Raw genomic sequence first — 14483 nt, 5'->3', positions numbered from 1 at the left:
CGCCGATGCAAATGTCCACCAAGACGCGCTCAGCAAGTCCCTCGCAGATCCCCAATTTCAAAACGCACTGGGCCGCGCGCCGATGTCTACGATGCTGCAGGCTTGGATGACGTCTAACCCCAACTCCTCCGCACGGGCCAATAACTCCGGACTTTCGCTGCCGGGATTCAGCCAGACTTCCTCAGCCCCGGCATCCTGGATTTCCTGCAGCAGCGAAATCCCGATCGTCGGCGGCAGATAGACGCTAATGCGGTCCAACATCTCGACAGGCACTTCATCCAGCGCGGAATACGCTTTGAGCCCTTCAATCTCCGTCACACTGGGGTTGATCGGATAAACGTCATACCCTTGCTCCCGATACGCCCGAACCGCTTTGTTGCCATATTTATTGCGATCGGCGCTGGCCCCGAGCACGGCGACAGTCGGTTTCGACATACGAAATCCCCTTTGTGGAAATTGGCAAATACGGCTGGTTACACGGTTGGATGATAAAACCTGATCGAGCCTAAGCTATCGCGAGACGAACGAACACCATCACAGCATTTTTTCGTGTTTTTCGCTTCTTTCGTGGTTAATCTTTTTTAGCGATCAGTGGTAAAAAATACCTCACGCAAAGCCGCCAAGCTCGCAAAGGAGTTTTCGGCGTTTAGCGCAGGTCGTGATCAGCGCCCAACGGTGGGGAGAACGAATTCTATGAACTTCTTGAGTACGTTGAACTTAATATGAGGAAACGCTCACAATCCCGTTGGACCCGGCACATCCCTTGGCGAGCTTTGCGGCTTTGCGTGAGGCTTCTTTTTACCGCACACCACGGTCACCCCGTTTTCGAAACGAACCGCAGTTTGTGCTACGGGACGTCGTTGTTGGACGCCAAGCGTTCACGCAGATAGCAGGCGCGGGCCACGTTGCGTTCGCCCGATTCGAGTGCGGAGTTGCGGAGCTTTTGCAGATGCGCCGGTTGCGTATGGATGAACAACTCGTTCACTGTCGGGATTTCCAAATCGTCGATCAGGCCCAAATTGATGCCCATCCGCACGCTGGAAAGCAGATGCATCGTTTCCTCGGAACTGATTGTCTGCGCGGTCCGTAAGATTCCATAGGCCCGCGAAACTTGATCGTGCAAATCGCGGCGTTTTTCCTTCACCAAAGCTTCTCGATACTTTCGCTCGTAGCCGATAATTTGCGGGATCACGTCTTTCACTTCACTAATGATATCCAATTCGCTTTTTCCCAGCGTGACTTGGTTGGATATCTGATAAAAGTCTCCCATCGCCTGGCTGCCTTCGCCATACAGGCCGCGGACGGCGAGATGGATTTTTTGCAGGGCCTGGTACACCTTTTGGATTTCTTTGGTCATCACCAGCGCCGGCAAATGCAGCATGACGCTCACGCGAATTCCGGTCCCCACATTCGTAGGACACGCAGTGAGATAGCCGAGCTGTTCGCTAAAGGCATAGGTCACTTTTTCTTCGAGCGAATCATCAATGCGGTCGATTTCTTCCCAGCAGTCCTCCAAAGCCAAGCCGCTGCGCAGGACTTGAATCCGCAGATGGTCTTCTTCGTTGACCATCAGGCTTACGTTTTCGCCGCTGCTGATTCCCACACCGCGCGCGCCGCTGCTTTCGCACAGTTCGCGGCTGATCAATTGTCGTTCGACGAGAAAGCGGCGGTCCAACTCCGACATGTTTTGCACGTCGAGGTACGTCAACGGTTGCGGCAGGCGGAGATCGCTGACGTGTTGATGCAGCAAGCCTTCGATTTCGGCGCGGGTGGATTCGTCGGAGCGACTCAGAAACGGGAACTGCGCCAAATTGCGTGCCAACCGAATTCGACTGGAGATGACGATATCGGCTTCAGGCCCGGTGCCTCGCAACCACTCGCCACTGGTGTGTGTGAGGTCATCCAGTTCCACAATCAAATTCTCCCAGGGTGGCCCGAACAATCGCGACCAATTCCACCGACTACGTTCCGCCCTCGGCCAACTGCCGACAACGATACGCGTGATTAGCATTTCAATTTGACACGCCGCCTAGCCTGATGAACCAGACAGGGCATCCTCATTCCATCAGTCTGCGTCACCCGTGCCTTGCGATAGCGCCGTTTCCATCGCCTGGATTTCATCCCGTAACCGCGCTGCCTCTTCGTAAGATTCCTCCGCCACCGCTTTGCGCAATTCGCTCCGCAGTTTGATCAGTTGGTATTGGCGTTGGCTGTCGGAGGGTGCACGCTTGGGAACTTTTCCGCAATGTTGTCGCTCGTCGTGGATATTCTCCAGAAGTGCCTCTAACTCGTCGCCGAAGACGACATAATCATGAGGACACCCAAACCGCCCTTGGCTGCGAAACTCTCGAAAACTGATGCCGCAATTGGGGCAGACGTTTTTATCCAATTCCGCCAGTTCTTTGTCACCCGCATCCAATTGCAACTTGACCATCATCCCTTCCTCCGGTTCCGAGGCGGGCGATGGCTCGTCTTGGTTGAGGTATTGTTGCGCGCAATCCTCACACAGATGGATCTCATGCGGCACTTGCTTCACGAGTTCCGTGATGTGCAAGGTTGCCGGCTTCGGGCATTTGCTGCATTTCTTCATTGAAACGGTTGTTTCAAAAAACTGATGTGTGCGCAATAAAGGGCATCCGCTCTACGGGCCGTTCCCGTCGGGCATCACCTCAATTCAATTCTATTCGCGGCCCCCCGAGTGTCAAGCGACGACGTTTCTGACTGTCGCGCCTAAGGCCAAGCTGGTACTATGGATGCGGTTACGTTTGCTGATCGTCGTTGCTCAAATCCAAGCAACCAGAATTCTGCCCCTCGGCGACGGAACTGACCGGACACCTTATTGATCATACCTTATGTACAGGTCGGCCGATCCGATTCAAACAAATAATCTGCGGCTAATCTGACCCTGTAGCGCGTTTTTGTGGGCAGGCACCCAACTCAAGCTTTGAATCGTGACAATTCACTCGGTCGCCCCAACGAACATCACTGAACACCAGCAATAAAGTTCGACAGCTATGAAGTACTACCCTGACTTCGACACTTTCGCCAAACTGGCGGCCGATTCCGATGTGGTGCCGGTTTATCGGCAATTGGTCAGTGACACGCTGACCCCGCTGAGCGCTTATAGTACGATCCAGTGGGGGCCTTGCTCATTCTTGTTTGAAAGCGTCGTCGGCGGCGAACAGATCGGCCGGTACAGCATCCTCGGCGCTGATCCATTCCTGCAGCTCGATGCCTACGGCACGCGCATCAAGCTCACACACCAAGACGGCCGTGTCGAAGAACGGGACTGCGACGATCCGTTGCACGAATTGGAAGTCCTGCTCAGCCAATACCGCGCGGTGCACTTGCCTGGACTGCCCCGCTTTGCTGGCGGCGCCGTCGGGTATGCGGGGTACGACACCGTCCGCTACGCCGAGCATCTGCCCAATGCCCCGGAAGATGACCGCCAGTTGCCCGATTTGTCGTTCGCGTTTTACGACCGGATGGTGATCTTCGATCAAATCAACAAGACTGTGCTGGTTGTCGTCCACGCCCGTACCGACGGGGAGGACTTGCGGGCTGATTACGATGCAGCGCGCAAACGGGTGGATGAGCTTTGCAAACAACTCCAAATGGGTGCCTCCGACCTGCAGGTCACCGACATCAACCTGGACGAGGAATCGACGATTGAGTTTCGCTCGAACTTCACGCAACCCGAATTCGAAGCGGCTGTCGAATCCTGCAAGGAATACATCCGCGCCGGGGACATCTTTCAAGTCGTGCTCAGCCAGCGATTGGAATTAGAGACGCACGCGCGGCCGCTCGATATTTATCGCAGCTTACGGGTGGTCAATCCCAGCCCGTTTATGTTTTTGCTCAAAACCCCGGCTGTGAATCTCATCGGCAGTTCGCCGGAGATCATGGTTCGCGTCGAGGATGGGCAGGTCACGATCCGTCCATTGGCCGGGACCCGCAAACGGGGTGCGACGGAAGCGGAGGACGAACGTTTATCCGCAGAGTTATTGGCCGACCCCAAGGAACGCGCCGAACATGTCATGCTTGTCGACTTGGGACGCAACGACGTGGGCCGCATCGCCGAATACGGCACGGTGGAATTGAGCGACATGATGGTCGTGGAAAAATACAGCCACGTGATGCACATCACCTCTAACGTCACCGGTCAACTCGCCGAAGGTCGTACCGCACTCGATGCGCTGCGTGCCGGACTGCCGGCGGGTACGGTCTCCGGAGCCCCCAAGGTGCGGGCGATGGAAATCATCGACGAATTCGAACCGCACCGCCGCGGCCCCTATGCCGGGGCGGTCGGCTACGTCGATTTCACCGGCAACATGGACACCTGCATCGCCCTGCGAACAATGGTCATGCAAGGCCAGACCGTCTACGTCCAAGCCGGCGCCGGCATCGTCGCCGACAGCGTCCCGGAAAGCGAATATCAAGAAACGCTAAACAAGGCCCGCGGCCTGTTGAAGGCCATCGAAATCGCCGAGCAACAGTTGTAGCGGCCATTGGTCATTCTTGGACGAGCGCCAATACGGGATCGTTGATTTCCTGCATCTGCTCAATGATTTTCGCATGCAGCTTTTCAATCGCCGCGTTGGTTTCCGGCGTGTCTTTGTGGATCAGATTCGTGGTTTCTGTTGGATCAGCCTCTAGGTCGTACAACTCGTCGCGCTCGGGATTGAGAAAATCGCGGACCAGCTTCCAACGCGGGGTGCGATACATCCGCATGTGCGTGTGCGACTGGTGCTTGGTGCTGTATTCGGCATAAAAGTCGTTGTCCCAGTCGGTCGATTTGCCCTCCAGCACCGGAACAATACTTCGACCACGGAGGATGGTGTCCGCCGGCAAGGGGACTCCGGCCATCCCCAAAAGTGTGGGATACCAGTCCAAGTTGGAGAAGGTCTCTTCCACGATCGTGCCCGGTTTGATCACACCGGGCCAGCGGATGGCGGTTGGCACTCGGATTGAATTGTCGTACATGTTCGGTCGTTGTCGTCGGGGGACATTCTCCGTCCCTGCGGGAAACTCGGTCAAAATCCAGTGGCCGTTGCCTTTGTGCCAAATACCGTTGTGGCCCATGTTGTAGCCGTGATCGCTGGTGAATACCACAATTGTGTTGTCAGCTAATTTCAGGTCGTCCAACGTTTGCATCAACCGGCCGACATTGCGATCCACGCCATGGACGCTCCCCAAGTATTCCCGCGTTTTTTGCTTCACTTTTTTGACGTCCAACTTGGGATAATCCGGATGCGGAAGCGTGGGATCGAGGTCTTTGAACGGTTCTAAATCCGACTCCGGTTGCGGCAACCATGGGGCGTGCGGCGCGCGGTAGTGGACGCAACAGACAAACGGTTTTTCTTGATGATCCTTGATGAATTCAATGGCATAGTCGGTCAGCACGTCGGTGGTGAAACCGGGAAAGGTTTGTTGCTGTCCCTCAGTTTCCAAAACAGCGCCTTTGACTTTTGTCCCCCCGGATCGAAACCCCATGAAGTAATCAAAGCCGGCACGCGTCGGATGAAAACGGTCCGGGACACCCAAATGCCATTTGCCGATCAGGCCGTTGGTGTATCCGTGTTGCTGCAGGACTTCCGTCCAACAGAGAGAACTGGGCGGCAGACCAACTCCATACTCGTGTCGAGGATTGATCCAATCGGTGATGCCCAGTTCACTGCCATAACGACCGGTCATCAATCCCGCGCGCGACGGACTGCAAACCGGGGTCGTTGTGAATGCATTGACCAAATACGCACCACTGCGAAACAGCTCGTCCAAGTGGGGCGTTACCGCATCCGGATGTCCCGAAAGCCCCAGCGCCCAAGGAGCTTGGTCGTCGGTGTAGATGAACAAAATATTCGGTTTATCCGCCGCCTGGGCACAGTCCGAGCAGGTATAAGTGGCCAGCAGCGCCGCAATGATGGCTGTCGTCAATTTCATGAAGGATGCCTTCCGCACGATTCAATGATTCTCTGCCAAGTTTGGCCATGGGAGTACTATTGGATTTCATGCATCAGCTTGCCGTTTTCGGTCGGCAGTGTCAATGACGCGCCGCGGCGACTGTAAGCAGGACCCCGCTGATTGGCTTTCCTGCGGGACTGAAAATGCCCCTCGATTTGCCCTATCGCGACGGTCCGGTTGTAGCGAATGCTCTGCCTGCGAAAGGGACTCATGTTTGGCAAGATCGTCGTGTGCCGCACACTTGTTACAACGCCACGAGGCCACATAGCCGGATCGATTGCGCCAATCGTCGCCGGGTTATTCGGGATCGCGCGATTGGTTGTTTTGAAATGGACCGGTGAAACCGGTTGCACCGAAAATGATTACCGCCCCCTGAGCCATGCTCAGTGCGATCTTTCTGTTACGGTCTTTCCATGTTTCAACGCGGGTCCGACTATTATGTTCAACAAATTCTCCTTGCCCTCCAAAAAACTGGTGACTGTCGTCGCGACGATCGGGCTGGCGGGGTTCGCCGGTGTCTGCGGTTGTCAACACGCGGAAAAGGAAACAGCCGGATGCTGCCAAGTCTGTGCACCCGCCGCTGAGCAACAAGCGCCGGCCGCCATTGCGGAAGCCGATCAGCAACTCTCCACAGGTCCGGTACAACTGGACGAACCGTACGCTGCCCCTCCCGTGGATCCACCCACGGCTGCACCAATGGATCCGCAAACCCAAGCGGAACCGGCGGTGACCTCCCAGGAATTGGCGACGCGGTTTGAATCCCTGGGCGGAACGGTGGAACTGGACTCAACACAGGATATCAGCGTGTTGGATTTGTCGGGAACAATCGTCGGAGACGATGACCTGCGAAACGGCGCCGGCTTGGAGAATTTAACGCAACTTGACCTGAGCGAAACAACGATCACGGACGCGGCATTCGCTCACCCGCATTGGATGTCGAATTTGACGCGTCTGTCGCTCAATGGAACGAGCCTGACGGATGCAGGATTACAGAACCTCAAAAACTTGAATCGGCTGCAACTGTTGTGGATGAACGAAACAGCCGTCGGAGATGCCGGACTGGCTCAAATTGCCGAGTTGAACGGTCTGCAATCCTTGGGTCTGAATAAAACCGAAGTCACGGATGCCGGATTGGCCCACTTGCGGAATATGAAAGATCTCAAGTATCTGTTGTTAGGACACACGCAGATCACCGACGCCGGACTGCAACATCTGCGGGGCTTTGACAAACTCAAAGGACTGAGTCTAGTCGGAACCCGCGTCACACCGGTAGGAATCGCCGAACTGCAAGTCGCACTGCCGAACTGCCGCATTGTCGCTGACCCGGTCGATGCCACCGAGGAGGCCACCGAAGACACCACCGAGGACGCGACCGACAATGCCGACGAGCAGCCGAACGCTCTTGAGCCAGGCCTGGAATCCGGCGAAGCGCGGCGACAGATGAACACCAACGGCCGGCAAATTCGCCAAGCTGTCTCGATGGCTACACCGCATATGCCATTGCCGGCGCGGCGTTTTCCCGGGCTCATGCAACGCGGTGCTGTGCAGAGCAATTCCGGGGTGGATATCACGCGTTATTACATGGCTGTGGCGCTAGCGGAAACTGGCAACATGCGTGCCGCTCTGCCTATGTTCGCCGAGACGGTGGGCGAGGCGGCCGCTTATTTCAATGTGGGAGTCATGTTGTGCAAAGCGGGTTATTGGAAGCAAGGCGAAGCACAGTTACATTACGCACTGCAACTCGACCCGCGCATGTCATCCGCACGCCATTGGCTCAACGAAATCGCGAGAGAACGCAACACGGTCATGCCTCAACCGAATCCGCAACAGATTCAACGTACGCAGTGGATCAAGCCCGTGCAAGTTCGCTCCGATCGACGAACCGACATCTCCCCGCCTCCGATCGGCGTCTGGACCAAACTGCCCAACCGATAGCTTATGCTAACGGCAAGTTGACCGGTGCGTTGGTTTGAATGCTGCGATGCACGGCTTCGGTGAACTCCATATACCGTACGCCGGATTCAAAATCAGTCAGCCGCACCGGTTCGGTGCCGCGAATGGCGCCAATGAATTCCGCTTCGACCCGCCATCCGCCGAGCTGTTCCTTAGGAACACGCAGCAATGTCATATCGTCGTCACCGGCGTGACCGACGAAGATCTGTTCGCCGTCGTTGAATTTGGCTTTGATCGTGCCGCGGGTGCCGTAGAGGTGGATTTGGTGTCCCGGCCCGAATAGGTCAATCCCGCTAAAGTGGTACAAGCCGCGCGCGCCGTCGGAGAGTTCTGTGAGCACCTGCAGACTGTCTGGGACGGTGACGTCGAGAATATCCGTCCCAACCTTCGAAGGGCGTTTCGGTTCAAACGTCGTCGCCTGCGCGAAGACCCGCGTTGTTGGCGACGTCCAACGCATGGCCGTTTCGTGCATGATCCCGAGGGTCAGGGTATTGTATCCGCTGATCTCAGCGTCTTGCCGCCAATGCAGCGGCTTGGTGTAATCCCAAAATGCGTCCGCAGCGCCGACCACGACCATCTCGCGCAGATCGCCGATAAAGCCATCCTCGATCAATTGCCGCATACGGCTTTCGTGCTCCAAGCCAAACGGGCTAGGCACGATTTGGGCAACCAAGTCGGGATGCGCCTGAGCCGCCTTGAGCATCGCGTGAGCTTCGGAAGCGTTGCGAGCCATGCGGGCTTCGGTGAGGACATGTTTGCCTGCTTCCAAAGCGGCACAAGTGATTTCGCAGTGGAGATTCGGCCAAGTGCCGATCATGACAGCGTCAACGTCATCGTCGGAAACCAAGGCTTGCCAGTCGGGGTATTGCTTGGGAATCGACAATTCCTGGGCGGCGCGAGCCGTCGATTCTTGAGTCTGGTTGACGACACCTACGATTTCGACGCCGTCGATTTCGCGAAAGCCGGGAATGTGGCGTAATCTGGTATTCGCACCCGCTCCAACAATGGCAACGCGAACAGTATCTTCAACCATGAATGAACTCAAAAATTCTCAATGCCGATGGAATTGGCCCTAGTGGCGTCACCACTCTCTGTTTAGTCATTTACCGACTGCGATTTCCGTACGAAACCTGACAATCGAGGGTGGTCTCCGCACGACGGATTGCGACGCCCACGCGGCTCCGACGCGCGCAGCGCGATACCGGTGCCCGTATAGTGATGCCCTGTGCCCGGAATTTCAACCTATGGACAGCAATCGAACCGAAATTCACCAGGACGCCAGACCAGCGGACTGCCTCGCAGGGGTCGACAAATGCCTCAAGCAGCGCGGCGCTCGGCTGACTTTGAGTTCTCAATCGCCGAAAAACGCCGGAAAATCGCATCGGTAGCACGGGCAGTGGCCCCTGGCTGTGCGGCAGCGGCCGCAATCGTCGCCAATTCTTCCTTGCGCTGCAATCGGCTGTCGGGGTTATGGACCCATTGCTCCAAAATCCCCGCCATCCGCTCAATATCCGCTTGCGGGTCCCCTAAAACCACAAATTCCGGCATCACTTCACGCCCGGCAATCAGATTCGCCAAGGTGATATAAGCGCAACGAATGAACGGACTGCCCAACCGATGCAGCGTTTTCGACATCACGTAGATCACGACCGCCGGCGTCTGCCGCGCCAGAACTTCCAGCGAGACCGACCCGGAGACCATCAAACACGCATCGGCGGCCTCAATCACTTCCGGCGTACGCTGCACGCACAATTCGATCGGCAAATCCTCTGACTCATCGGTCAACAATTCGCGGCACCACTCCACGTGCTGTTGACTATAACAAGCAACCAGAAACCGCGTCGTGGGGCAACGCTGGTGCACTCGGCGGATGGTCGCCAATTGAATTGGCCAGTTGCGTTGCACCTCTTGATTGCGCGAGCCGGGCAGCACTCCAATCACGGTCCCGCCCCGCTCAGTTTGTTCGTGCATGAAATCGGCGTTCAATTTGTGCTGGGCCACTTCATCAAAAAAGGGATGCCCCACGCACTCCGCATCGACTCCCTGATCGCAATACCAACGCGTTTCGAATTCCAACGGCGAGAGCACATAGTCTACGAATTTGCGGACGCGGTGAATCCGCCACGAAGCCCAGGCCCACAATTGCGGCGGCATGTAGAAGGCGACCGGAATCCCCAAACGTTTCGCCTTGCGAGCGATCCACCAATTGAAACCGGGAAAGTCGACCAACACCACCAAATCGGGCCGCTGCTCCTTGAGCAACACTTCGGCCTGTTTGACCAGCCGATAGAATTTCAGCAACAGCGGCAACACCGCCACGATCCCCATCACGGCCATCGTGGTGAGTTCAAATTGCAACTCACACCCCGCATCAGCCATCTGCGGTCCGCCGTAACCAGAAAACCGCGACTGCGGATCGCGACGACGAATCTCCTCAATCAGCTTCGCCGCATGAGCATCGCCGCTGGGTTCGCCGACGGAAAAGAAAATATGCATTGATTATCCCAAGAAACAACCATCCATGGTGCCACGCAGCACGGGGAACGCGGTCGCGCCCCCACTGCGAAGCGGGGACGATACGGGATTATCTCAAATGGAGCAAGAGGGGTTTGGTGGCGAATGTCAGTTCATATGCGTGCCGGGTGGGAATTGAAGGGTGAAGATGTCGTCGTCGAGTTGGGGATTGATTTCGTATTCTGTGACGCGTGAAATTGTTGTCGTACGGACTTTGCCATTGTGATCGAATCGGCGAAACCGCCAAAGCGACGGAACCCAGCCGTGCTTGTCATCCTGTTGATAATCAATATCGAATTGTGACTGAACCGTGCCGGCGCTGCTTGAGTAGGCGTAACGTACGATCACGTATTCCCGGTTGGGATCCACCCACCAGGACGCCGACGGCACTTTGGGGGCACCAGGATTTATTCCCTCATATCGTCGACGCAATTCCCAACAACGGTGCCCCCGAACTTCGGCAGGCTCTTTTACGACTTCAAGACTCTGCCAGTTGGTATTCGTCATCGTGGGATCAAACGTGCAATAGAGCCATCGCAAAATGTTGGTGCTGGCTAGCGCGACGTCGTCGCTCCTGTTCGCCGGGCGTAAAAAACCCTGTGTTATCTTAGACGATCCGGGATACAGGGAAGCAGACCGCATTTCCCGACCATTGAATCCGCTCAGATAACGTCTTTCAATGAATTCCGCCTCACCGCTAGCGTCATAGGTCGGTTGTTTTCCGGAAAATGAATAAAGCATCTTCTTCCCGTCAACGGCCATTTCGGTGGTCCAGGTATAACTGGTATCTTGGCCGAGCGCAACCCGAGCGCGGTCTGCGATGCTATGTTGTGAGCCCTTGTGGTCAGTGTGCCGCTCTGTCCATACAAACCGAAAAGACTTGACGGTATCGTCACGAGCCTTAAGAGCAGCGTAAATCTCTTTTTCAACGGGTGTACGCGGCTTGCTCGCCTCTCTCGCAGCCGCGGCGGCGATCAGCGCGTCGCCAGTCTCCCGGAGCAGTTTTTTCGCCGTTCCCGGATCGCCCTCGGCTATCGTATTGATTTCTACGACTTGAAGTCTGGGCATCACACGCCAAAGTTCGCGAAGCCCGGCGACTGTAATTTTCGAGTTTTGCACCCATAGTAACCTCAACCCCGACAACGGCATGACGTGCTTTAAACCCGCGTCGGTGATTTGCGTTTTCTCGAACTTTAATACCAATAGCCCGCCTAAATCTTTGAGATGTTTGAGATCGGCATCGGTAACTTCACTTCCGCTCAACTCAACCTCGAAGTAAGGCCGTTTGCCATCACCGACTTCCAATGGGTGGCGAAGGCCCAGTTTATTCAATTCGTCAACGGCCGCCTTTCTCGCCACCAGAGAATCACCCTCCGCCGGTTCAACCGCCGACGTCTCCGCTGCAACCTTTGGCGGCCCCGCCTTCAAAAACAACAACGCCATCGCCGTGCTCAGGATTTCGTCTTCCATCTGTCCCGCCCCATTCCACGCGCCGGTTTTCTTGGACTGACGCTCGGACAAATAGAAGCTCCCTTCGGCGTACCAGGAGTGTTCGCCGAACCGCTGGGTGCCCGATAATTCACCCGCGTTGCGAAGCACCATCATATAGTACAATTGCCAGTTGAGTTGCGGTGAATTGATCCCGACGGCAAAATTCTTGGCCATCCATTCCAGGCTGGGAGCCAGCATTTTCTTGAGGTCCGGTGCGTCGTCTTGATCGTCCTTGAAGACGCGGCGGTGGCAAATCACCAGCGAAGCAATTCCCGAGCAGGTCATGCTGCCGGTTGCTGGACTGCGAGCCCTATATCCCCACCCCCCTTCCGCCAATTGACTCTTACTCCAATGATCGTACGCCAACTTCCACGTCTCGGGTTTGACCTGCACACCGGCATTGGCGGCAGCATCCAAGGCCCAGATGGCGAATTCGCTGTTGGAACTGTCACCCCCTGCCATGTTCAAGCGGTTGCCCGTGCCGTAACTCCATGTACCCTGCCCTGGCCCCCGCTGAATATGTCCACTTTCGAGGATGACCACATTTCGCTGAATGGTCGCGAGATCCTGCTTGGCTCCGGCGGCGCACAATGCCAACGTCTGCAAGGCGACTTCATAGGTTCGTGTCGGTTTTTGCTTGCGTAAATAATCCAGCGCGTCGCTCACGCATGGTTCGTCCGCCGTCACGCCGCTTTCGAGCAGCGCAAATGTACACAGGCTCGTGACTCCAATGACCCACGAATTCTCGTCACCATTCGTCCAATGACCGTCGGGTTGCTGTTGCGAAAATAGATAATCAATCCCCCCCTGCACCGCTTTAGGCAGTTTTGCCTTCAACGTTTTCTTTGCGGCGGGTGCAGGTTTCTCCGCTTCGTTGGCAAGGGGCGCATCGTCAGAATCCGTTGCGACTTCCCCTGCCGGATTCGTCGGCGGCGCGGCCTTGGCAACCAATTCTAAGCGGATCACATTGAGCAGCACGGCTAAAACACCGACAAGTAGGACCAATGTTTTTTTCCAGGGTTGGTCTTGAGTCGGCGAGGCGGACAACATGCGGCGGATGCGACGCGCCAACGAATGGCCACTTGCCGCCGGACTATGACTCAAGGGAGGAGCGGCTACGGTCCCCAACTCCAACAACGTTTTGGCAAACGACGTGGGCGACTGGCCGAGATTGTCAACGGCGGCATCATCGCAGGCCCATTCGGCCGCTTCATCAAACCGCCGGACGGTCCACCATGCCAAAGGATTGAACCAGTGCGGCAAGGCCAACAACCGCATCGCCAATGACTTCAGCGCATCGCCGCGCAGGTAATGCGCCAATTCGTGCCGCAGCACCGCCCGTCGCTGAGATGCCGCAAAGCTTCGCCATAACGTTTCGGGAACAATCACGGCAAACCCCTGCGGCAACCGGCAGAGCATGGGTCCCTGGGCAGCGGTGATAATCAGCGGAAGGGGTCGACGCACGTTCTGCGCAGTTTGTAATTCCCGCCACTCCGCTTGCCACGTTTCATCGTCCGTCGTGATTGGTTTTAGGCTACGCAAGAACCAAGCATACCCAGCCGTCCAACGAACAACGGCAACCAACATGCCCGCAATCCAGACCAATAAGAACCAGACGGACGTTGGAACCGGCGACGTTTTTATTTCCGGTTTGACTTCGGCGGGAATGACAGCGGGTAATTCCGCAGGGGCATCAACCTCAAGTGTAGTTACGACAATATCAGTGTTAGGAACATCGCTGAGCGGCATCTCTGGTATGGTCATCGGCGCCGGCAGCGCCGAGACGGATAGAGGATCGTGCCAGGGGATAGGCAACGTAAAGCTGGAGATCAAACAGCCTTGCAGCAACACCGCGCACCAAGCGATGCGATGCAGCGTTGGCGAAGAAACCCGCAAGAGGCGTAGCACGCAAATGACGACGATGCACGTGACGGACAAGATGACCGTGCCGCGCAACAGATGCGGCCAGAACAGCGAGGCGATTTCGTTCACGGCTAGCGTCCTTTTTTCGAGGAAGACCCCAGATCTTTTTCCGCCTGTTCGATCAATGCTTTGAGTTCGCTGACTTCGTCGGAAGAGAGCCGGCGGTCGCGGACAAGATGCGTAACCAACGGCACGACGCTCCCCCCGCTGACGCGCTTGAGCAACAAATCCAAATGCCCCGCACTGACATCATTGGGCGAAACAGCGGCGGAGTACTGGGCGGGCCGGTCATCACTACGAACCACAAACCCTTTTTCCACCAGCCGGTTGAGCCGGGTTTGCACGGTGGTATACCCAATAGCCCGTTTCATGGCTTTGTGAGCAGCAGAAAGCGTCACCGCTCCGGCAGCCCAGAGCATTTCAAGAATTTCAATTTCCCCAGCAGTGAGACGCGGGGAGGTAGAATTGGATTTCTTCTTCACAGCAGCCCTCGATTACGACAGATGTAATAATCGCCATGTTACTACGTTCGTCGTAGAACGCAAGAGCGGTTTTGTTTTATTGCTGATTCTGCTTCAATTCAAATTCTATTGGCGGCAACTTGCGACATCGTTCGATCGACCTAGCAGCGCCCGGCATAC

At 56.2% G+C, this 14483-nt stretch carries 10 protein-coding genes; 2 read left to right on the top strand and 8 right to left on the bottom strand.

Annotation, left to right across the window (positions count from 1 at the left end; translation table 11 throughout):
* Positions 1–57: 57 nt before the first annotated feature.
* The 3 genes from Mal52_RS03790 to Mal52_RS03780 form a co-directional block, all read right to left on the bottom strand.
* Positions 58–435 carry a CoA-binding protein gene (locus Mal52_RS03790; RefSeq protein ID WP_145374397.1) on the bottom strand — a complete coding sequence of 126 codons (378 nt, stop codon included), beginning with the start codon at positions 433–435 and terminating at the stop codon, positions 58–60.
* Positions 436–847: 412 nt separating this feature from the next.
* Positions 848–1912, bottom strand: coding sequence for a protein arginine kinase (locus Mal52_RS03785; protein ID WP_145380531.1), 1065 nt, complete (start codon positions 1910–1912; stop codon positions 848–850).
* A 153-nt stretch (positions 1913–2065) separates the two neighbouring features.
* Entirely contained in the window at positions 2066–2590 is a 525-nt protein-coding gene (locus Mal52_RS03780) for a UvrB/UvrC motif-containing protein (protein WP_145374396.1), read from the bottom strand.
* A gap of 424 nt (positions 2591–3014) precedes the next feature.
* On the opposite strand from Mal52_RS03780, the gene trpE reads away from it, so the two are divergent.
* Positions 3015–4502 (top strand): anthranilate synthase component I, encoded by a 1488-nt coding sequence (trpE, locus tag Mal52_RS03775; RefSeq protein ID WP_145374395.1) that lies wholly within the window; start codon positions 3015–3017, stop codon positions 4500–4502.
* A gap of 10 nt (positions 4503–4512) precedes the next feature.
* Here the strand turns inward: trpE and Mal52_RS03770 are convergent, their stop codons facing one another.
* Positions 4513–5940, bottom strand: coding sequence for a sulfatase family protein (locus Mal52_RS03770; RefSeq protein ID WP_145374394.1), 1428 nt, complete (start codon positions 5938–5940; stop codon positions 4513–4515).
* A gap of 459 nt (positions 5941–6399) precedes the next feature.
* Here Mal52_RS03770 and Mal52_RS03765 point away from each other — a divergent pair, with 459 nt between their 5' ends.
* The gene (locus Mal52_RS03765; protein ID WP_145374393.1) at positions 6400–7896 is read left to right on the top strand and encodes a leucine-rich repeat domain-containing protein; all 1497 of its coding nucleotides are present in this window, start codon (positions 6400–6402) and stop codon (positions 7894–7896) included.
* A 1-nt stretch (position 7897) separates the two neighbouring features.
* Here the strand turns inward: Mal52_RS03765 and Mal52_RS03760 are convergent, their stop codons facing one another.
* From Mal52_RS03760 to Mal52_RS03745, 4 genes are all read right to left on the bottom strand, one after another.
* Entirely contained in the window at positions 7898–8947 is a 1050-nt protein-coding gene (locus Mal52_RS03760; RefSeq protein WP_145374392.1) for a Gfo/Idh/MocA family protein, read from the bottom strand.
* Between the two features lie 284 nt (positions 8948–9231).
* Complete coding sequence (gene lpxB / locus Mal52_RS03755) at positions 9232–10410, bottom strand: lipid-A-disaccharide synthase (RefSeq protein ID WP_145374391.1); 1179 nt, start codon at positions 10408–10410, stop codon at positions 9232–9234.
* Positions 10411–10536: 126 nt separating this feature from the next.
* Positions 10537–13911, bottom strand: a complete 3375-nt coding sequence (locus Mal52_RS03750; RefSeq protein WP_145374390.1) for a M56 family metallopeptidase — start codon at positions 13909–13911, stop codon at positions 10537–10539.
* Between the two features lie 2 nt (positions 13912–13913).
* Entirely contained in the window at positions 13914–14324 is a 411-nt protein-coding gene (locus tag Mal52_RS03745; protein WP_145374389.1) for a BlaI/MecI/CopY family transcriptional regulator, read from the bottom strand.
* Positions 14325–14483: the final 159 nt, after the last annotated feature.

It is taken from the genome of Symmachiella dynata (assembly GCF_007747995.1).
GTDB classification, from domain to species: Bacteria; Planctomycetota; Planctomycetia; order Planctomycetales; family Planctomycetaceae; genus Symmachiella; species Symmachiella dynata.
This window is presented reverse-complemented; position numbering and strand designations above follow the sequence as displayed.